At 59.3% G+C, this 20,515-nt stretch carries 13 protein-coding genes, 7 tRNA genes and 7 pseudogenes; 11 read left to right on the forward strand and 16 right to left on the reverse strand.

The window, feature by feature from the left end; all coding sequences use genetic code 11:
- Positions 1-31 precede the first annotated feature (31 nt).
- Positions 32-574, forward strand: coding sequence for a hypothetical protein (locus ACFQJD_RS00505; protein WP_379795405.1), 543 nt, complete (start codon positions 32-34; stop codon positions 572-574).
- Between the two features lie 179 nt (positions 575-753).
- Positions 754-1,780, forward strand: a pseudogene (locus ACFQJD_RS00510) (Cdc6/Cdc18 family protein).
- 15 nt (positions 1,781-1,795) lie between these two features.
- Here ACFQJD_RS00510 and ACFQJD_RS00515 read toward each other — a convergent pair.
- On the reverse strand, positions 1,796-2,485 hold the full coding sequence (locus ACFQJD_RS00515; RefSeq protein ID WP_379795407.1) for an SOS response-associated peptidase: 690 nt from the start codon (positions 2,483-2,485) through the stop codon (positions 1,796-1,798).
- A gap of 272 nt (positions 2,486-2,757) precedes the next feature.
- Between ACFQJD_RS00515 and ACFQJD_RS00520 the strand changes: the two are divergent.
- Positions 2,758-3,036: pseudogene (locus ACFQJD_RS00520) on the forward strand (hypothetical protein); the annotation flags it as partial.
- Positions 3,037-3,089: 53 nt separating this feature from the next.
- On the opposite strand, the pseudogene ACFQJD_RS00525 reads toward ACFQJD_RS00520, so the two are convergent.
- Positions 3,090-4,405: pseudogene (locus ACFQJD_RS00525) on the reverse strand (RNA-guided endonuclease InsQ/TnpB family protein).
- A gap of 519 nt (positions 4,406-4,924) precedes the next feature.
- On the opposite strand from ACFQJD_RS00525, the gene ACFQJD_RS00530 reads away from it, so the two are divergent.
- The 3 genes from ACFQJD_RS00530 to ACFQJD_RS00540 are packed head-to-tail and all read left to right on the forward strand — an operon-like array spanning position 4,925 to position 6,728.
- Entirely contained in the window at positions 4,925-5,764 is an 840-nt protein-coding gene (locus tag ACFQJD_RS00530) for a hypothetical protein (RefSeq protein ID WP_379795409.1), read from the forward strand.
- 2 nt (positions 5,765-5,766) lie between these two features.
- Positions 5,767-6,087, forward strand: coding sequence for a hypothetical protein (locus ACFQJD_RS00535; protein ID WP_379795410.1), 321 nt, complete (start codon positions 5,767-5,769; stop codon positions 6,085-6,087).
- Positions 6,084-6,728 (forward strand): ribonuclease H-like domain-containing protein, encoded by a 645-nt coding sequence (locus ACFQJD_RS00540; protein WP_379795412.1) that lies wholly within the window; start codon positions 6,084-6,086, stop codon positions 6,726-6,728. Before ACFQJD_RS00535 ends, ACFQJD_RS00540 begins: the two co-directional genes overlap by 4 nt.
- 51 nt (positions 6,729-6,779) lie before the next feature.
- Here ACFQJD_RS00540 and ACFQJD_RS00545 read toward each other — a convergent pair whose 3' ends face one another.
- Both ACFQJD_RS00545 and ACFQJD_RS00550 read right to left on the reverse strand, forming a co-directional pair.
- Positions 6,780-7,262, reverse strand: a complete 483-nt coding sequence (locus ACFQJD_RS00545; RefSeq protein WP_379795414.1) for a hypothetical protein — start codon at positions 7,260-7,262, stop codon at positions 6,780-6,782.
- A gap of 3 nt (positions 7,263-7,265) precedes the next feature.
- Positions 7,266-7,856 carry a DUF7342 family protein gene (locus ACFQJD_RS00550; RefSeq protein WP_379795416.1) on the reverse strand — a complete coding sequence of 197 codons (591 nt, stop codon included), beginning with the start codon at positions 7,854-7,856 and terminating at the stop codon, positions 7,266-7,268.
- Between the two features lie 173 nt (positions 7,857-8,029).
- Between ACFQJD_RS00550 and ACFQJD_RS00555 the strand changes: the two genes are divergently transcribed.
- The 5 genes and pseudogenes from ACFQJD_RS00555 (at position 8,030) to ACFQJD_RS00575 (ending at position 15,038) form a co-directional block, all read left to right on the forward strand.
- Positions 8,030-8,284, forward strand: a complete 255-nt coding sequence (locus ACFQJD_RS00555; protein WP_379795418.1) for a hypothetical protein — start codon at positions 8,030-8,032, stop codon at positions 8,282-8,284.
- Positions 8,281-8,520 (forward strand): hypothetical protein, encoded by a 240-nt coding sequence (locus ACFQJD_RS00560; protein ID WP_379795420.1) that lies wholly within the window; start codon positions 8,281-8,283, stop codon positions 8,518-8,520. The genes ACFQJD_RS00555 and ACFQJD_RS00560 overlap by 4 nt, the downstream gene beginning before the upstream one ends.
- 392 nt (positions 8,521-8,912) lie before the next feature.
- Positions 8,913-10,253 carry an RNA-guided endonuclease InsQ/TnpB family protein gene (locus tag ACFQJD_RS00565; protein WP_379795422.1) on the forward strand — a complete coding sequence of 447 codons (1,341 nt, stop codon included), beginning with the start codon at positions 8,913-8,915 and terminating at the stop codon, positions 10,251-10,253.
- 239 nt (positions 10,254-10,492) lie between these two features.
- Positions 10,493-12,693, forward strand: a pseudogene (locus ACFQJD_RS00570) (type B DNA-directed DNA polymerase).
- A 1,050-nt stretch (positions 12,694-13,743) separates the two neighbouring features.
- Positions 13,744-15,038, forward strand: a pseudogene (locus ACFQJD_RS00575) (Cdc6/Cdc18 family protein).
- A gap of 338 nt (positions 15,039-15,376) precedes the next feature.
- Here ACFQJD_RS00575 and ACFQJD_RS00580 read toward each other — a convergent pair.
- From ACFQJD_RS00580 to ACFQJD_RS00635, 12 genes and pseudogenes are all read right to left on the reverse strand, one after another.
- A pseudogene (locus ACFQJD_RS00580) lies at positions 15,377-15,699 on the reverse strand (hypothetical protein).
- Positions 15,700-15,903: 204 nt separating this feature from the next.
- Positions 15,904-16,578, reverse strand: coding sequence for a MarR family transcriptional regulator (locus ACFQJD_RS00585; protein WP_379795424.1), 675 nt, complete (start codon positions 16,576-16,578; stop codon positions 15,904-15,906).
- 71 nt (positions 16,579-16,649) lie between these two features.
- Positions 16,650-16,895 (reverse strand): hypothetical protein, encoded by a 246-nt coding sequence (locus ACFQJD_RS00590; protein ID WP_379795426.1) that lies wholly within the window; start codon positions 16,893-16,895, stop codon positions 16,650-16,652.
- Positions 16,896-17,001: 106 nt separating this feature from the next.
- Positions 17,002-17,074, reverse strand: a tRNA-Gly gene (locus tag ACFQJD_RS00595).
- 725 nt (positions 17,075-17,799) lie between these two features.
- Positions 17,800-18,264: pseudogene (locus ACFQJD_RS00600) on the reverse strand (TROVE domain-containing protein); the annotation flags it as partial.
- A gap of 478 nt (positions 18,265-18,742) precedes the next feature.
- A tRNA-Arg gene (locus tag ACFQJD_RS00605) sits at positions 18,743-18,817 on the reverse strand.
- 422 nt (positions 18,818-19,239) lie between these two features.
- Positions 19,240-19,315, reverse strand: a tRNA-Glu gene (locus ACFQJD_RS00610).
- A 42-nt stretch (positions 19,316-19,357) separates the two neighbouring features.
- Positions 19,358-19,762 carry a hypothetical protein gene (locus tag ACFQJD_RS00615; RefSeq protein ID WP_141463192.1) on the reverse strand — a complete coding sequence of 135 codons (405 nt, stop codon included), beginning with the start codon at positions 19,760-19,762 and terminating at the stop codon, positions 19,358-19,360.
- Positions 19,763-19,774: 12 nt separating this feature from the next.
- A tRNA-Met gene (locus ACFQJD_RS00620) sits at positions 19,775-19,845 on the reverse strand.
- A 103-nt stretch (positions 19,846-19,948) separates the two neighbouring features.
- Positions 19,949-20,020, reverse strand: a tRNA-Glu gene (locus ACFQJD_RS00625).
- 191 nt (positions 20,021-20,211) lie between these two features.
- A tRNA-Ser gene (locus tag ACFQJD_RS00630) sits at positions 20,212-20,298 on the reverse strand.
- Between the two features lie 4 nt (positions 20,299-20,302).
- Positions 20,303-20,375, reverse strand: a tRNA-Pro gene (locus tag ACFQJD_RS00635).
- Between the last annotated feature and the right edge of the window lie 140 nt (positions 20,376-20,515).

A 20,515-nucleotide genomic window follows, 5' to 3' on the forward strand; every position in this document is an offset into this window, starting at 1 on the left:
CGGTGATCGGTCGTATGAACCGTTGGTGAGCTTGGAGACGATCGAGACACAGATTACGCAAAGCGACCGCCTCGAAGAGACAGAATGGTCGTTTACTGCCCTCCGGAACCATGCCCGCGCCGACGACTTCGAAGACATCGTCGACGATGCATACGTTCTGGAACTGCCGGAGGAGGGTGCAGTAGCAATGCCGGAGTCGCTCGGAGAGACAGCTCAGGCAGAGCTTGGAGGGGGTAGCGGTGTTGTTGTGACGTTCAACCCAGAGATTTCTGAGCAGTTCCCGTCGATTCGGCTGCTCCTACCTGGAGATCCGATATTCGAAGTGCTCATCCGCGAAGCGGCCCCAGCAGAAGTCGATAATGTGGAGTTCGTCTGTGGTCAGCGTGGAGAGAGTGGATCGTCTGTTACCCGAAGCAGTCAGGTCGCCGAAGCCAAAGAGGCGACTGTTGTAGAACCAGCTGTAACGAGTGAGAGTGTGAAAAATCTCCTCGGTGGGACGAACTCGATCTCAGATGTCGACGATGCTGAGCAAACTGTCCTGACCTGGTTATCCCGACTTCAAACTGCAGAGTAGAGGCACTTTCCAGAAGCAGAGGGTTTTCCGGAAGTTCCCGGAAGGGCAAATCTTCCACAAACAAAACCGCCGGACGTCACCGTGATGTAGGTAGCAATGAGGCCATCAAATGGGGGTATTCCGGAAGCAACCCGGTTACGTTTTTAGTACTAGCCAGAAAACCACTCTATCAAGCAAAGATGATCCGCGATGCTCGCGTTCTCCGCGCCGGGTTCGTCCCTCGGGAAGTTGAGCATCGCGACGCCGAAGTCAATCACCTCTCTGCGTTCTTGAGCCCATCACGAACGGTGAACCCGCCGACACGGCCATCGTCACCGGACCCAGCGGCGCCGGCAAGACGTGCATATCGCAATTCGTCACCGAACGCCTACGTGAGGAGGTCCTCGACGTCGAGGCCACCTACGTCAACTGCTGGCGTAACTACACCCGATTTCGGACGCTTTACCAGATCCTCGACGACCTCGGCGCGACCATCGACATCCACCGGCAGTCGACCCCCACGACGAACTCGTTGATCGCCTCCAACAGCATGACGGCCCGCGAACCGTCGTCATCCTCGATGAGGTCGACCAGCTCGAAGACCCCAGCGTCATCTACGACCTCCACAGCCTCCCGCAGTTCGCGATCATCTGCATCGCGAACAAGGAAGAGGAGCTGTTCAGTCGCGTCGACGACCGGCTCGTGAGCCGGCTGCGCTCCAGCGAACACGTCCGGATGGACAAGTACCACGACGAACAGCTGTACGACATTCTGAGTGCGCGGGCGAAGTGGGGGCTCGACGAGGACGTCATCACCGACGACCAGCTCTACCGGATCGCCGACGCGGCCGCCGGCGACGCCCGCCTCGCAATCGGCATCCTCCGAACGGCTGCCGGCAAAGCAGATCGCGAGAACCACGAGCGCATCACCGACGACATTCTCCTGGACGCTGCCGAGGATGCTCGGGCCCAAATCAAGCAGAAAAGCCTCGACTCGCTCACGCCGCACCAGCGCGTCGTCTACGACATCGTTCGCGAGCACGGCCCGGTCGGGCCGAGCGAAATCCACGAGCGCTATACCGAGGACGTCGATGACCCCCGAACGAAACGGACTATCCGCACGTATCTCTCGAAGATGGAGCAGTACAACCTCCTCGAGGCGGAGGGCACGAGCCGGGATCGAGAGTACTCGCTCGTCGATTCGGCAGCTGCATCGCCGATGCAGTGACCGTGGCGCCGTCAGCTATCCCGAACTGAACTCACCGAGGCCCGATTGCTCGTGGTCTAGCGGCTCGATGACCTGGGGATCGTCGTTGCCGGGGGTGTTGACCCGCGTCGAGATCTCGTAGGCGTCCAGATCGTCCTTTGGATACGGCTGGCACAGTTCCTTGCGGGTGTCCGGGTCTGCGGTGAGCCAGTCGGACTCAGCGTCCTGTGGGAGGACGACCGGCATCCGATCGTGGATTGAGTTCATCAAGTCGTTCGGGTCCGTCGTGAGAATCGTGACGCACGAGATCGTCTCGTCGTCGCCCTCCCAGACGTCCCAAAGGCCGGCCATCGCGAACGCGGGGTCGTCCTCGCGAAAAATCCGGTAGGGCTGTTTCGATCCGCCGTTCGGCGATTTCCACTCGTAGAATCCTGACGAGGGGACGAGGCAGGGACGGGATTTCCACGCCCGCTCGAAGACGCGTTTCTCGTCGGCCGTCTCGGAGCGAGCGTTGATGATGCCCTCCTCGGGTTCGTCCGCCCAGAACGGAATCAGCCCCCAGTGGTAGGCGTCGATCTCGTCGGAGGCCTCGTTCGTGATGATGTGGAGGTCGTCACCAGGTGCGATGTTGTATCGGGGTGTGTACCCGCCGTCCGCGACGACCTCGGCGTCGAAGCGGGCCTCGAGGTCAGCCTGGTCGATGAAGAGGGAGTTTCGGCCACACATAACGAGTAGTTCGGGGGAGGCATCTTCAACGTGGTCGCACAGGAATCTTGTCAGCAGCAACGTCTTTAACCAACAAACAACCACGAAGAATCGGGGAATGTTGGTTAACTGAGCGGGTCCGACTAGTCTGGTTCTGGAAACGTTCTCGGAAACAGTCAATCGTCCGCAGAAACACGACGACTGAGGGAGGATTACCATCTATCTCGTGCCTTTTCCTGAAACGCGGAAGCGCCACGCTGCGGCTTATCGGGAAGGTAGACAACTAGTCGAGTATGAGAGAACACTCAACGTCGAACCGATTGGCGGTGGACCAGCCAACTCGGGGTGCAGACCGCAATCGGTCTCTTGCGGACCAGGCCGATCCGGCTACCGACGAGATGCTGTTGCCGTCACTCGAGGACGGCATCACGCTGCTCGACGTCGAGGGAGGCCGCGGCGTCCCGATCCTGCAGTCGCTCGTACTCGACCATCTCCTCCTGCACGACGGGCCCGCCTTCTGGGTCGACGCAAATGGTCACGCGACGACGACAACGATCGCCCAGATCGCGCCCATTGACATCCTCCCATCCTTAGGGGAATGGGATTCCTCCGGTGGAGATATTGGCTATGCCGCACCCACGGAGGCAAGTTTCCCCGTGCGGGTACTCCGGTTTGTGCGCTCCTCGTTGGGACTGGCCCTCTCGGGAGAGCGTGATAACTCCGACCAGATATGGTCGTCCCACTTGAGGCGCACAGGCCGTGCCATCGACCCAACGTCCAGATTTACGCCAGCCTGTCGTTCGAGGAATGTCCGTGACGCACCGAGGTCGGCGTGCCCTCGTAGCCACACGAACAGCGGAACACGTCGCCGTCCCGCTCCGTCTTCTCTCGTTCGCCACACACTGGACATTCCGCCGTCGTGTATGCTTCTGAGCGGACTTCGACCGTGATACCGTACTCCTCGGCGGTCGTGGCGAGACGATCGATGAACGATCGATACGCCCAGAACTGGTGGGTTTTCTCGTTCACTTCCGCGCTCCAGTAGTCCACCAGCACGTCCGTAAGGTCGCCGACGTACATCGTATCGACACCCTCGTCGTATAGTCGCTCGATCAAATCCCGCACGAGAGCGTTTTGGGCGTGGTCGCGGCGGCGCGTTCGCTTGCGGTACAGGGATCGAATCCGCTGACTGCTGTTTCGGCCCTCTTGGAGTTTCGATTGGAGCCTCGCGATTTCTTCAGTGGTTTCACGAAAGCGGGCAAACAGGTCGCGTCCCTCGTAGAGATACTGCTGGCCGGTCGTGGTGGTACAGGCGACGAGGTTGTTCGCGCCTACATCCAGAGCAGCCGATTCGTCGGCTAGTGGTGAATCCTGTCGAGAATCCGGGACCGTGACAGGCTGAATGGCTCTGAACGTGTCGTCGATCTCGTCGAAGTACAGTTCCAATCGGCCCTGTTCGCCGTCCCACTTGGGAGCGCCGCAGACTTCGAGCCGCAGGCGGTCGTAGTAGCCAAGTCCGTACTCATCTTTCAGGTCTTGGCCGACCGGGATTTCGAGGCGACTCCGTTCACCAGTTTGGATGGTGTAGGAGTCATTACGGATGTACGTCCGCAACTCTCTACCGGCCTCCTCGTTGCCCCAGTAACCGGGAGGGGCTGTGTCCTCGCCATCTTCGCAGGCGGCGAAGAACGACCGCCACGCCTCGCTGTTCTTACGGATGACTTGTTGGGCAGTAGCGGACCCGAGGACACCGACGTACTGTTTGCGGTAGTCGGCAGTATCCCATACGGAGTCGCCGTCGAAGAAGTTCTGGCGGCGCTCGTAGTTCAGTTCGTTCCACAGGCTGGCGGAGGCGTCCAACAGCTCGCGGAGCAGTTGCTCATCCTGCTCGGAGAGTGGTCGCACCGCGAACGTATTGGTTCGCCTCACGACAACAGACATTTGTGCCTGAATGTCTAAATGTCTTTTGAACACAAACGATGCGACCGAACATCGACATCTCACACACACTGAATGGGCGGGTGAAAGACTACGCCGAACAAGAGGACAAGGACCTCGAAGAAGCCTATCAAGAGATTATCGAAGCCGGTCTAGAGGCGGTGGAACATCCAGACAAGCCGTAGCACCTGGATTGTCGGGCCGTGTTGTCGCTCAGACCCAGCCTGAAAGGCTGGGGCCACTCGCTACGAACCATCCGAACCAAGGTCATTCTGGAAGCCTTCTCGGAAACCTTCGGACGATCGCGAAAATCCAGCGCCTGAGTCCGATTTACCGCATTACCCAGTCATTCCTTGGAAATGCGGAAGCGACACGCCGCGGCTTATCTGGTACGTGGCCATCTACTGGAGTATGCCCGACCGCTCCACATCGACGTCAAACCGATTGGCGGTAGACCAGCCAAAACGGAGCGCTGACCGCAACCAGAATCTGGCTAATCAAGCCGATCCCGCGACGGACGGAATGCTGCTTCCCTCCCTTGAGGACGGTCTCACGCTCCTCGATGTCGAAGGTGATCGGGGTGTTCCGATCCTTCAGTCATTAGTACTCGACCATCTCCTCCTACACGGCGGGCCTGCTTTCTGGGTTGACGCAAACGGCCATGCGACGACGGCGACGCTGACGCAGATAGCCCCCAGTCAACGGTTGCTCAACCGAATCCACGTGGCACGCGGATTCACCGCCTACCAGCACTACGGCGCTGTCTGTGATCTCCCGTCAGCGGTGAATAAGGTAATCCAGTCGTCCACCGCCGGTTCTGGGGCGGCCGGTCGAGGGGCGCCAAGTCGTGACGAGAACACGTCGCCCCACACCCCTGCCCTCATCGTCGCGCCGGCCGTCGACGCCCAGTACCGCGCCGACGATACCCTTGGCGAGACCCATGCAAAAACCCTCCAAGCCCGTGCCCTTGCCCGGTTAGCGACCTACGCCGAGGGGTACGACATCCCGGTGCTCGTTACGCGAAACGAACGAAACGAATTCACCGAATCAATCGCGACAGTCGCCGACCACCACCTGGAGTGTGAGCAAACCCGGATGGGGCCACGGGTCGTCGGCGAGGACTTCGAGACGCTCGTCTATCCTGTCGACGACGGCGCGTACTACCAGACGACGTTCGCGTACTGGCGGCAGCTGCTCGCGGCACGCGCCACGCAGGTCGGCGTGGAACCGACGACGCCGGCGTCGTCGACGCCGACCCCGGAGGGTGTCGGGACGGGCGTCACCGCTGACGGTGAGACGGTCGCGGCCACCGCGGATCCCCTGCTCGATGCGTGGACGGCGAGCGGTACAGGAGGGCGATAGCGATGGGACGCACAAACCCGACATACCGAGATGCGCTGCGGGCCATCGAAGAGCGCTGGGCGGAGTTCCGGCGGGCACTGCGGCGTCGCAACCAGCCGCGCTTCGACCGGCTGTTCGAGTACGCCCGCGAGCACGCCGACGCGAGCGGGCTGTTGAACCACCAGAACCCGCTGCTGCCGGCGCTACTCAGCATCGATCTCGAACAGGAGGCCCGCCTCGACGACCACGAGGAACGCCTGACAGAGCTTGAGCAACGGCTTTCGGAAACTGGGGGCGAACAGCAGCAATCGTCCTCCGATGGTACCACTGGAGGTGTAGAATGACGGAGTTGACGACGATTGCATTCGATATTGAAACGACGGGATTTCAGGCCGATGATGAACTCACAGTAGTTGGGTTCGACTCGGCAGTCTCGTCGCGAGTGTTTCTCCATACCGGAACGGCACCACAAGCAAGCCTCGCAGATCGGCTCAACGACGCCCTCCAGGCACCGGTACAGCTCTCACTCCATGACAGCGAACAGGAACTCCTGAACGAACTGGCGACGTTTGTCACGTCGACACTCACCCAACGTGATGCAAAGCTCGTTGCGTACAACGGGGAGCGGTGGAACGGAGGATTCGACCTCCCGTTTCTTCGCACACGGCTCTGTACGCATGGACTCGAGTGGCCTTTTGGCACGCTGCCATACGTCGACGTGATGGACGTCTTCGAGACACGCTTCAATACGAGTGAAGATACGCTGAGTGGCGTCTACGAGGAACTGATCGGCGCCGGATTGAACAAGCTGGATCCATTCACCGACAGTAGCGAGGCAGTCACCGCATGGAAGGAGGGCGCCTACGAGCCACTCATCACTCACAACGTCGCCGATATCCGACGGACTCGAGCGTTGATGGAGCTTGCAGAACGGTATTGCTCAAAGTCAGATTTCTCGATGAAGTCGCTGGAGCCTATCGCTTGAAGAAATCGCTTCTCAGTGAGGGTTCGCGGGGGAAAGCACTCGGATTGGTTCCTACGGCGGGTTGCGACCTGCGTTGAGTGGTTCATATGACTCTGTATGGTAGGCGACTCGCCAGAGTTTGAGAACGGCGCGAGTGACTAACTCTTCGGGAGACTGTGTGATACAAGACTCTTCGACCTCGTCTGGGTCAGAATTCGCATTCGGCGGTGGGTGGTAGTGTTCTAATCCGGGGACGTGGATGTAGTCGCCTGCGTGTGGGTGCTTTCCCCAGCGCAGATTCACCTCTTCCGTGTCGGTGTAGTGGAACTTGTAATCATCTCGTGTCGTCCACTGGATGTCGATTCGGGCCTCATCGGCTGCACATAGTCCGTCGTCAAGCATGACTTCGAGGACTGATGGATGGAGGTAGTCGTCGAGTTCAGGTGTTGCGAGCGGTTCCATCTCCTCGACGACATCACGAATCGTCAGTAGCGCCGGCCGATCCGTAGCTCCCCGGAGAGTATGGGTTTCTGCTTGGTCAGGCGAATCCCGCATTGCTCAGGCAGGGACGCTGTCGTCAGTCGAGCGACGGTCACTATCGACGAACTGCTCGGCGTTGCCGATCGAGAGGGCAGCGTTCGCGAACGCGAGATTCCGTCGGAGCGTCTTCCACTCACGAATCGTCTCTGGGTCGATCTCGTCCTGTGGGGACCCGGTCTCGCTGAGGGCCTGATTCGTCTGGTTGACCGCCAATTCTTCGGGGGAATCAACACCAAATTCGGACCGATATTCGGTGAGCTGCTCGCGCATCTCCTGAATTCGGGTGACGAGTTCATCGGTCGAGACGTGCTCAAGGATGTCGGCAGCCTGTTCGACGACGAGTGATTCAGGTGAGCGCCGATAGAGCGTGCCACCCTGTTCGCCGGGTGTCGTCTCGACAAACCCCTCGTCTGCGAGTGTGTTCAGGTGCTTTCGAGCGGTCTTTGGAGCCGTCCGTGCATCGTCAGCTACGGCCTCAGCTGAGACGGGGCTGTACGTATGCGCAACGACGTGTCGAATGCGCTCATAGGGTGTTGTTTCTGCTTCCCATTCCTCACCAACCGCTTCGTTGACGTCTGCAAACTCATCTGGTGGGTTTCGGTCGTTCATATAGAAACACACGGATCAGAGGAACATAGTTCTTTGGTGAAATACTATATTCCTTCATGGAGAGTACACCGGCTGAATCCAACCAGGTGAGTTCTGGAAAGCGAACCACGGAGGCGTGAGCGAGTAGGATGGGTAGTATACTATCGACTTCTGGACGATGGTCGCGTCCTGGGGTGGGAAGCTGCCGACGGCGGCGTCGCGACCAGCCACGCTTTGACCGGCTGTTCGAGTACGCCCGCGCGCATACCGACGCGAGCGGGCTGTTGAACCACCAGAACCCGCTGCTGCCGGCGCTGCTCAGCATCGATCTCGAACAGGAGGCTCGCCTCGAGGACCACGAGGAACGCCTCGAAGAGCTCGAACGGGGACTCGAACAACGGGAAGCGAGCCACGAGCGGGAACACCACCAGGATGGAGCCACGAAATGACGGGACTCGATACCGTTGCGTTCGACATCGAGACAACCGGCTTCGCAGTCGACGACCAACTGACGGTCGTCGGGTTTGACGCAGATATCGGCTCCCGTATCTTTCTCAATACGGACGGGCGAGCACCGCCGTCAAATCTCGAAGCACAGGTCAACGATGAATTGGCGAGCTCAGTCTCGATATCGGTCCAGCAGACTGAGCGAACCTTGCTAAGCGAGATGGATGCGTTCGTCTGAATCATCTGATAGCATTTAACGACAGGGACTCGCGGTATGTGGCCAGACGTCACTGTTACGTCTTAACCAACATTCGGTGCGGATCTCCGAATACGTTGGTTAACGTCGGCTCACCGATTCCGGAAATCGTTCCTGAAGCCCCACGACGACGAACAATAAGCCAGAACATAGCGTTGAGAACGCTTTTCGAACTAATTTGCTGAGCTCAGAAGCGACACGCCGTCGCCTCTCGGAACCAAGGTCCGAAGAGGGTAGACGGGAATCGCGGCCGATCCGCTGATATTCCGCCGTATTCCTTCTGGTCAGAAGCCTCCAACGTAGCGACTCCAGTTTTACTTTCACTCTGGCTGGACAGTGTTTACGTTTCGACGGAACAGATCAATAGGTGGTAGATGAAGCGCACCAACACGTTCGCCGTGCGACCGCTCTCCGAGACCGGAGAGCAACTGTTACGGGACCTGTTGGACGCTTCTGCCGCCCTCTGGAACGAAGTTAACTACCAACGCCTTATGCGGTACAACGACGAGGACGGCTTCGAAGGCGGCATATGGGACGCCGATACCGGCCGACTCGAAGGCCGATACAAAGGCGTGCTCGGGGCGTCTACAGCTCAACAGGTGATACGCAAAAACAGCGAAGCGTGGCGCAGTTTCTCGCATCTGAAAGACCAGTACCACGACGAGTCGAACACGTCGGTTACGGAACATCCTAACCCGCCGGGATTCCGTGGCAACGAGGACGACGGACGCCAACTCAGAACCGTCATTCGTAACGACGCATACACGACTGAGTGGGGCGATCGGTCTCGGCTTGAGATTCTGGTCGGCAGCGAGCTGAAGGACCGATACGATCACACCGGCCGCCTCCGACTCGAAATCGCTGGTAACCCGAATTGGCCCGACTACGAAAAACAGGGCCGGTTGGAGCTATGGTACGACGAGACTGAAAGCACCTTCCGAGCTTCCCAACCCGTGACTGTGTCTGATAGTGCACGGGCAACTCCACTGGCCGATGAAACGGCCGCTCTGGACATCGGTGCGAACAATCCCGTCGCCTGTACCACCACGACCGGCGAGCAATACCTGTACGAAGGCCGCGAATTGTTCCAGCGGTTCCGTGAGACGACACGAGAGATTGCCCGGTTGCAGTCCAAGCTCCCGGAAGGCCGGTACAGTAGCGAGCGTATCCGGCGACTGTACCGCAAACGCACCCGCCGCCGCGACCACGCTCAAGAAGCACTGTGTCGTGACCTGTTGGACCGACTGTACGCCGAGGGCGTGGATACGGTGTATATCGGCGGGTTGACCGACGTGCTGGACACACACTGGTCGGTCAAAACCAACGCCAAGACCCACAACTTCTGGGCGTTCAAGAAGTTCACAGAGCGATTAGCGTGTACCGCAGAGGAATACGGGATTTCGGTCGAGGTTCGATCGGAAGCGTGGACGAGTCAGGAATGTCCACGGTGTGGATCGACTGACCGAACGACGCGGCATCAAGACACGCTCACCTGTCCGTGTGGGTTCCAGGGGCACGCCGACCTAACCGCGTCAGAGACGTTTCTCGAGCGGCACACAAAACAGGCAGTCAGGCCGATGGCACGGCCCGTGCGGTTCCAGTGGGACGACCACACCTGGTCGGAGTCACCACGCTCTCAAGAAAGTCCTAAAGAACAGCGCACAGACCCGAGTACCGTTCACCACGGGAATGTTGCCCTCAGGGAATCGGCATAGCCGAAAACTCCACAGAGGAAACCGCGTCCCAGAAGGCGCGGAGGATGTCAAACTCCACGCTTCTACGTCTTCCCTCACTCCCCAGAGGCCGGCCTCGACCCTACGATCCTCCAGTCGGTGTACGACGAGCATCCGTCGCCGCCGTGACCGAGATGGTTGCGAGAGAGACCATCGTTCCCTGAAATCCGGAAGTGACACGCCATCGATTATCCGGAATCCCACTGTTGGTTCTGTAGGGAATGCCGTTCACAATCGACTTCCTTGACGACGGGCGCGTCCTGGAGTGGGAGGCAACCGCCGACGGCGCCGTCGCAACAGAACGGGATAACTACACACCGCGATTCTACGTCGCCCCTCGCGACCCAGCGTCCGACCTCGACCTCACGACACTCCAATCGGTGTACGACCAGCACCCGGATGTCGTCGCGACCGAGATGGTTGCGCGACGCCCCGGCTTTCGACGAGACGAGGAGGCCGTTCTCGCAGTCGACGTTGCCCACATCGACCGCGTCACCCCACTCGCCCGGCAAGCACGCCAGCTGTCGGCCTATCCAGTCGGGGATCTCGGCTGTTTCAACGTCGACTTCTCGCGGGAGTTCCGATACTGTCTGGAGACCGGCGCCGATCCGACGCCGGCGAGCGAACTGTCGACGCTCCGGCTCAGCGTCCCGGTAACCGAAACGAGCAACGACGCCTACGAGGAACTATCCGTCGCCGGCGACACCGTCACCGGCTCGCTGACGGATATCCTGACCGCTGTCCAGGGGCGCTCGAAGCGCACGATCCAGATGTCCTGGTCTGCTCGACAAGCGAGATCATCCCGACGCTGTACGAGATGGCGACGGCTGCCGGCGTCGACGACTTCTCGCTGAGTCGGTGGCCGGACGTCGACTACCAGCAGCTCGCGAGCTGGTCGACGTACTCGAGCTACGGCCGCGTCGGCCACTCGCCGGCGCGATACAACGTGCCCGGTCGGGCGATCATTGATGAGTCGAACACGTTCTTCTACGGAGAGACGAACCTCGACGGCGTCCTCGACCTCGTGTCGCGCTCGAAAAAGCCCGTCCAGGAGCTCGCGTGGGCGTCGATCGGGAACGTGCTCACGGCGATCCAGATCTGCGAGGCCCACGACCGCGGTGTCCTCGTTCCATGGAACTCCTGGCGCCACGAGTTCTACAAGCCGATGGGGACGCTCCACGACGCCGACCGTGGCGGCTTCATCTTCGCGCCCGAAGTCGGCCTCCACGAGAACGTCCACGAACTCGACTTCTCCTCGTTGTATCCGAACATCATCTGCACCCGGAACGTCTCGCCGGACGTCATCCGGTGTAGCTGCCACCGCGACCGCGACGACGTCCCCGGCCTCGGGTACTCGATCTGCGAGGACCGGGGCTACCTCGTCGACGTGCTACAGCCGATCATCGACGCACGTGACGAGATCAAGGCGGCCATCCGTCACGAGAAGGAACGGGACGACCTCGATGAGGACCGACTGGCGGAACTCGAGGGGCGGTCGGGAGCGCTGAAGTGGATTCTCGTCGCCTGCTTCGGCTATCAAGGGTTCAGCAACGCGAAGTTCGGCCGCATCGAGTGCCACGAAGCAATCAACGCGTTCGCTCGTGAGATCCTACTAACGGCGAAACAGCGGCTGGAAGCCGGCAGCTGGCGCGTCGTCCACGGCATCGTCGACTCCATCTGGGTGACCCCGGACCCCGATGTCGACGACGAGGACCGCGAGGACCTCGAGACGCTCGCGACGGAGATTACGGAACGCGTCGAGATTCGGCTCGAACACGAGGCGCACTACGACTGGGTGGCGTTCGTCCCGCAGCGCGAGAGCAACGCAGGCGCGTTGACGAAGTATTTCGGGAAGGTCGCCGGCGACGACGATTTTAAGATCAGAGGCATCGAAGCCCGGCAGCGCTCAACCCCGCCGTTCATCGAGGACGTCCAGCGGAACTGTCTCGAACGGCTCGACGCGACTCGATCTCCGGACGCCGTACTCGACTGTCTTCAGGATGCTATCAAGCGCCTCCACGCTGGAACGGTGCCGGTCGAGCAGCTCGTCGAACGGAATCGTGTCTCCAAGCCGCTGGAGGGATACACGCAAAACACCCAGAACGTGGCGGCGCTGAAGCGGGCTCGCGATCAGGATCTCGCTGTTCATCCAGGCCAAGACATCGAGTACGTGGTCGTCGACGACAAGAAAAGCTCGCGAGAACGGGTCGCGTTGACTCACGAGGAGGTCGAGTCGTACGATGCGTCGTACTACGAGACGCAACTCGTCAGAGCTGTTGAGAGTGTGCTGTCACCGCTTGGCTGGGATCGGACGGAGATTCAACGCGAGATCGCGGAAACCAGGAAACGAACTTGGCCGCCTTCACCGAGATTGAGTGAGATTAACCAACACTGTCGATGTGTCAGGAGATATGTTGGTTAATACTGAGTGGAGACACGGACTGGAAGCCGGAGAGAATACCTCGCCCACACACCCCTCGTCCAGAGTGAAAACCAATCAGAGGTGTGGGGTGAGGTCCACGGGAAATAGGGGTTTTCGTGAGAGGTGGTCAGCAAGAATCACGGATAGACAGCCTGAGACGGGAAAACAGGGAAGGAATGAAACAGGGAACACAAGTAGCGGTTCGAAACCACCCGGACGAATGCCGCCTTCGTCCTCCTTTGTGTGCTGAATGCACTTGGGGAATGGTAAGGAGCAGGTAGTAATAAAACTTCTGGTAATACTATGTAGATTGGTATGTTTAGAGGATCCTCGGCTGTGTGACGACTGCTATTAGAGAGATACACGTCTCACGCCTTGTGATTTCGGCACTTCTCAGCCGACTCGCCGTGTGGTTTCCGCCCGGTCAACCGAGGGACTCTCGTAGCGTTTCACTCTGGACGAGGGGTGTGGGGGTTCGATTCCGTCGTCAGTGTATTATGAGACGTTGAAGGAACAATCGTCATTCTGACTATTCGCCAACCAGCTAAGCGGCATCAAAGGCCGAAATCGGGATTGGTATCTCCCTCGTCAACCGTAATCAAGACACCCAATCCCGACAGTTCCTACTGTACCCTGCTTTGCTTCGGCTGGAGATCTGGCCTGCGTCTTCACTCTTGATTGGGGGTGCCGACAAACGCTCGTCACTGTCACTCGGGGTCCACACTCCACTCCAACTCGTCACACCGGAGCTTTCACTCTGGACGAGGGGTGTTGCCTCAACCAAGTACTCTGCTCTCCGGCTGGAGGGCTATTCACTCTTGACTGGGGTGTGTCAAACCCGCTCCAGTCCGGCGTTTTCACTCTGGATTGGGGGTGCCCGTCTGCGTCGGTAACTGTCGCTCCGAATCCGATTTCACTCGGGACCGACTCGACCCTTTGTGAGGATGATACGGCAGCGACAAAACATCAGAAGACGACCATAGCCCGATTTACACTCTGGTCGAGGTAGCCAAATCATTAAGTAGGTCCCATCCGCGATGTCTTATATTGATGGCTGAGGAACCGTCCCAACTCTCTGACTTCGACGGCCGCTACGAGGATCCCGCTGACGATCCCCTCTTTGACTTTGATGAAGACGACCCTGACCGAGCCAACATTTTCGCTCGAAAGGAGCTGCTGAAGGTTGGCCACGTCCCTGAAAGCGGACGTATCGTCGGCAGAGATGGTGAGATCAAAGCCGTTGCTGCTGAACTCAGACCGATCGTTCGTGGCGATCCGCCCAACAACGTGATTATTTACGGGAAAACGGGTACGGGGAAGTCACTGGTTGCTCGTCACGTGACCGAACGAGCGCGACGAGCCGCGGAGTCGAACGGTGTGTCCGTCGGCACGGTCTACGTCGACTGCGCGCAGCACAACACACAGACGCGTGTTGCCAGGACGGTAACTCGTTCACTTAACGAAACGGACGAGACTGACTTCGATATTCCGCGCGCAGGGATTGGCAGCGGTGAATACTACGACTATCTCTGGGAGATTCTGGATACTGCCTACGAGTCAGTCATCATCATTCTCGACGAGGTGGACCGACTCGATGACGATGATATTCTTATGCAGTTGTCGCGGGCTCGCGAATCGGGGAAAGCAGATTGCCACCTGGGCGTCATCGCAGTCAGCAACAAGATTGAGTATCGTGACCAGCTTAACGAACGCGTCAAGTCCAGTCTTCGCGAGGAAGAGTTCGTCTTCCAACCCTACGACGCGAATCAGCTTCGCGAGATTATGAAGCATCGACGGGACGCGTTCCACGATGGCGTTCTCTCTGATGATGTGATTCCGCTGACGGCGGCACTGCCGCTCAAGAACACGGTGACGCCAGAAAGGCAATCGAAATTCTTCGTCACGCCGGCGAACTGGCCGAACGAGAAAACGTCGAGACGGTCGTCGAGGAACACGTTCGTGATGCTCAGGAGTGGGCTGAAATCGATCGGTTCGAGGAGCTGCTACGCGGGTCGACGACACAGGTCAAATTCATCCTCTATTCGCTCGCGCTGCTCACCGAGGAAAATCCGAACGAGGATGGATTCTCTACCAACCGAATTTACGAGCGCTATCAAGCGACGACAGAGAAGGCTGATGCGAAGACTCTCAGCGAGCACCGCGTCTATGAGCTGTTGAAAGAGCAGGCGTTCCTCGGTGTCGTTGAATCAACTCGGACCGGTGGTGGCCGGGGTGAAGGCAGTTATCTTGAGCATCGGCTGGTTCAGGATACCGGCATCGTGCTGAAATCTGTCCTCCGGGACAGCCGGCTGGAAGACCTGGCCAGCTCCCGTTTCGGTCGCTGACCACACCCCTGATCACGAGTGTATCTCTCGATACGTCGGAAACGTGGGGTGGGTGATCCGAGGTCGTCTTCTACTCCCAATAATCGACTTTGGCCGGGTGACGAAACGACGGAAACGTGGGGGTGTGATCCCCTCGATCGTGGCTGCGTTCCCTCCACCGACCTCCAGTTACGACGGAAACGTGGGGTGGGTATCTTCTCTCCGAGTGTTACCTGTTTGGACTGACCGGACCCATTCACACTGAGGGGTGTGGGGTGGGTTGAATCCATTCACACTCTGGGGCGTGTCCTCTGCTACTAATTGCGCTGAACAAACACTCAGCTACAGTTCACTATCGTCTACTCGTCGGGACTGACGGGGCCTTTATACTGGGAACGCACTTTTTCGCCTTCTCGCCACTGCCAGTAGTAGTAGCGGTTGTCGTTAATCTCCTTGATCGTGATCGTGGCCTTCGCCGGGACGTCGTCCGGCAAATCGTCGGGGCGTTCTTCGATTTCGCTTTCATCTGAGTCCTCTTCGAGACGTGCCTCGCGAGCTTTGTGCTCAGCTGCTCTTCAGCGTAGCGGGCAACGTACTGGAGCTGTTCAGAAGAGGACTCGTTGAGCGTATTGACGAGGTCTGTCGGGAGTTCCGCCGGCGGCGTCGGTGGTTCGTAGGACATCAGCGGTCGCCTCGTGTTAACCAACAAAGTGCGTATCGGCATAGATTTGTTGGTTAATCAGATATCGACTCGTCACGGGTTGAAGAGTATGAATAGCAAACTATTCAAAAATAGCAACCCGGGAACGCTGTCGATGTCAAACCAACGGTAATCAATTAAACCTCACCGTGGAGGAGGTCGATAATTCAATTGCTGCTGTGAAACTCACCAGCATTCTCTTTCTGACTCACGGTAGGAAACGTCGAGATCGAGATCGTCGTACATGCGATCGAGCATAGCGAGTGCTGACTGAAACGTCGCATAATGCTTCCGCATGAACTCTATCGTCTCGCGCCGAGAGATGACTGGATATCCTTCGACGTGGTCGGGGTTGAGCACCGAACGCTCGTTGAGGACGACTTGGAGAGGACCTTCAAATGATTCCTCCGGTTGTCGCTCAAATCCTGTTGGGATTCCAAACCGTTCGAAAAAACGCTGCCAGGCGTCGATGTCATTCTCAAGGACGGCAAGAAAGAGCGGGTAGTCTCCGGGCTCGCGACCAACCTGATAGCCCCCTTGGGTCCACACGTAGACGGCGTCCACCTGTGTAAAGGCGAAGGGCCAGTCACCGAACTGTGGGAGTACGTACGCCTCTTCGATGGACGGTGGATTCACGGCGGCACTCGTGGCCAGCAGGTCTCGTGCCGCCTTACGGACGCGATCGTCGGTCACGAACAGTCCATCATCATATCGAAGATACCCTGCATCCTCTAGTTGATTGACTGCTTGTCGAACCGTTTCGTAGGGGGTGTGGAGATGTTGGGCTACCGTTCGGATCGAATCCCCAGGATTGACCGCGAGCAACACTCTAACAGCCGTCTCCTCAAACGGTTCGTACATCTAATAATTACCAATATCCTGGTAACAGTCAAATAGATTACTACACTTTCGGCTATGCCGTTCTGAACGGCCTATGCAATCCGTCTGACTGACTCAAGTCCCGAGACACCAGCCAGTCTGTCTCTGACTTCCTCCTCGCCAATCGCCGTAGCCCACCGGACCGTAATTTCGACGGTAATGAGTGTTGCCGACAGCTGTGGCTCGATACTATCCAATTCGTCAATCGTGACGTCATCGATAGTTTCGGGCCGCGAGATACGCTTCTCAGTGTCAGTGACGAGGTCCCCATCCGCGCCGCAGGGGATTCGAATCGTCACGACGGCAATTGTCGTCGAGTCAGGTCGGTGGTATTGGATACTGCCATATTATCATCTCCGTTGAGGCGCGTCTCACGGGCCAGATGTTCGACAACTGTACTCCGAGTGCACGAGGGACGATTCGAACGTCCGTCTCGGTCGTGGCACGACCGCGTGTTTCCGAACTCCACCACTCGCGCATCCTCAAAGAAAAGATCCGAACAGGGCAGGTCGGCTCGAACGCCTCGATCTCATCGATGATCTGCTTCGGATTCTCGGCGTGTTCGATGAACGAGAGGACGTTCTCCGACCACCCCGAGATGTTGTAGACGTTCTCGTAGCCTTCTGGCGTCACCAGGTCGCCGTAGGCCGCGAGATCGACGAGATACAGCGCGGTGTCCGCAGACACCTCGTCCCGATACGCATCGAACGCGTCCTTGACCGTCTGGGAATCGCGGGCTGTAAACGGCGTGTTGTCCCAGATCTGCATATCGGTGAAGACGACGATGCGTTCGACGGGCTCACCTCGCTCGCGGAGGTAATCGATTACCTTCCAGCCGTTCGTCGAGTTCCCGACGTCTTCGTCGATCGCCAACACCGCCGCTTGGCGCTGCAGGACTGGCGTGTCGACGTGCATCGGAACGGTCTGGAAGTCGTCGCCGAACCCGCCGACGTCGACACCCTGGTCGGCCAGGATCGCACCGAACAACGTACCGATCTCCTTCAATCGGAGCGTGCTGTTCGCGGACAGCGGCTGATCCATCGATCCCGACAGGTCGACCGCGACAAAGGTATCGCCGAATCCGCCCGGCACCGTCTCGACCGCGACATCAATTGCGTCTTCGAGCCACTGCTCGACCGCTGGTGCCTGGACATCCGCGTCTTGCAGCGCGGTGTAGGCCTGGTAGTACCGGAACGGGTACAGCGGCGCGTGTCGGACTGCCTCCAGGTCGAGGTGATCCACGACGGTGTCCTCCGGAACGCCGGCTTCGAGCATATTCCGGAGGTTCCGGATCGACGCGAAGATGGGCAGCGTGTACTCGTCGTCCTCGATGAGCAGTTCCCAGGCGGCTTGGGTGTTGCCGCGCTCGGAGATAACCGTCTCCCACGTGTTGGGCGACGGCAACGGGTCGACGTCGGGATAGTCGTCGAGGCCGCCGCGCATGAACCGTTCGAAGAGCGCTTCCTGCTCGGCGTCGACGGGCGTGGGGTGGACGCGGTTGAAGACGTCGTGCAGCGTCACCTCGCGCCGCGACAGGTCGTACTTGCCCAGCGTGTAGGCGTCGGCCATCTCCACCAGCGCGTCCTCGATCCCGCGTCGAAGCGGCCACGGCGCAGTCACGCCGAAGAGCTGATCGTGGACCGCGAGCGCGGTGGCCGTCTCGTCCATCCGCTGGATGATCGCCGGCGCCCATTCGCGGATGAGCGACTCGGGGAGTCGTCCTTGAACCGGTCGTCGTTGGCTGCCAGCACGAGCAGTACTTGTGGGATGTCCCGCAAGTAGAGCTCCTGGCGCGCATAGGCCGCGAGCTTCAGGACGAACTCCGGGTCCTCGTTTGCGGCGGCATCGAACTGGCGAACGACAGCAGCGAGCTGTTCGTCATCGGTCTCGTAGAACGAGCCCTCCAGCAGTTGGTTGATCGTGCGCTTGTACAGTGCGAGTCGGGGGTCGGCAGGCTCGAACGCGTCCCCACCTTCGTAGTTGGTGGTCCGCGTTGCCTCCGCGACCGTTTGCTTTGGGGTGTTGAATTCCATCCTATCACCCGGAGCCGCAATAGGCGACTCCGATCGCAGCTGCCCACACGCTCTGTGAGCAGCGAGCCTCGGGAGCAAAACGTCCCGAACCAGCCTCGCATCGCTCGGCTGGACGTTCCCGGCACGATTCGAACGTGCGACACCCGGCTTCGAAGGCCGGTGCTCTGTCCTGACTGAGCTACGGGAACACGAGTGGCCGGACAATTCCTGGAGCGAACGACGGGATTCGAACCCGTAGCGTGCCATCGACGTAGCGCTCCAGATCGACGGCCACTGGCGACACGGCGACCGGAAAACTGTCGGAGCGGAACCGGTGTCGAGCGTCCTCTCGTACGCTCTTTGTCCGGGATGTTCTCGATGGACTGCGCCACCGACAGGATTTGAACCTGCGAGTTCCTGCGAAGCAACGCTCCGACTCGACGGTCGCCACGTGCGGTCGGGCAACCGGTGGTGCGACGGGCTATGACTCCCGTTGGTGTGCTTTGCGGGCGAAGAAACGCACCACCTCGACGACCACACGCTTGGGGAAAGCTGACCGTGACAGCGTCACGGATCCGTGGCTGCCCGCTATGTCAGACACGGGAAAGCGCTGTCATGGCCAGCCCCCGAGTGCTCCCGAGGGGAATCGAACCCCTGGCCTCCAGTTTGAAAAACTGGCGTCTCTCGCCAACGGAGACTCCGGGAGCGCTGGAGAGTAAATCAAGCACCGAGGTGTGGGCACGCACGGGTCACTGCAGCCGTTCGAAGCCCTCGAGTTGTCCGTGCGTGAACGTTACTTGATACGTGACGAGTGTCTCGAGACCCTCGAAGGAGTGTTTGAGCTTGAAGCGGCCGTGGTAGTCGTCTCGTTCGATCCAGCCGTCGTGGACTCGGTTCCGACTGCCGGCCATGTAGCGAAAATCGTCCTCGTCGACGTCGTCACGGCTCGCGTATGGCCGGTCTTCCGGCGGGACCGCTTCGGTGTGCCACTCCTCTTCGAGGAGCCGACCGTCCGCCGTAATCCGAAATGTGGTCATGGTCGGTCGATCGATGCCTTTCGTCTGCCAGTCGACGTCCTCGGCAGGAGTAATCCCTTCGGGGTACTCTGGCAGGTGGACGTCGTCGTAGAGTTCGACTGTATCGAATAGTCCCATTGTTGTCCTCCATTGCGGGACCAGGAGTCGAACCTGGACTTCGGGGATATGAGCCCCGTGGACTGCCATTATCCTATCCCGCAGCACACAATTCGGAACTCACTCATGGGCATCTCTCAGTTCTCCACAGCTGTCCGTCCCTCAGTCTAGTCGGCTGGAAGTGAGAGGTCTCGGACTGTTGGAGAATGCTCCAGCCCGGATTCGAACCGGGGGCTCGGCCGTGAGAGGGCCGGAGTTTGGCCGCTACTCCACTGGAGCGGGTTGGCCTCGTCTGGAACGGGTCATCGGCCAGTGGATGGATGGCAGTCACCTCGTTCCGTGGAAGTATGCGCCGTCCTCGGTGACGCAGATTTTCACGCTTCCAATCGTGTCGATGGACGTTGTTTCACCGAGTGGGACGTGACGGAACGCTTCCTCCTCGCAGGCAGGGCAGACATTCGTTGTCATGACGCCGCGACCCGGATTCGAACCGGGAGACCGATAGCAGACGGCCACGGCATAGCAGGCCGCTGGGTTCCCCAATACCCAGTCGCGGCACAGTGAGCCGACGAGGATTCGAACCTCGGTCCTGTGCGCCCAAGGCACAGATCGTCGTCCGCTGGACCATCGGCTCACGGGACTGCCGAGCGTTCGGCAGTTGATTATCTATCTGTACGACTTTCCAACTGCGCAACCGCGACCGAGTAGTCGTGGTTGCGCGTCTCATCGCGCGGGCGTACTTCGGGTGTTCCCGGGAATACCACACCGGCTCAT

It is taken from the genome of Haloplanus sp. GCM10025708 (assembly GCF_042663985.1).
GTDB lineage: Archaea > Halobacteriota > Halobacteria > Halobacteriales > Haloferacaceae > Salinirarus > Salinirarus marinus.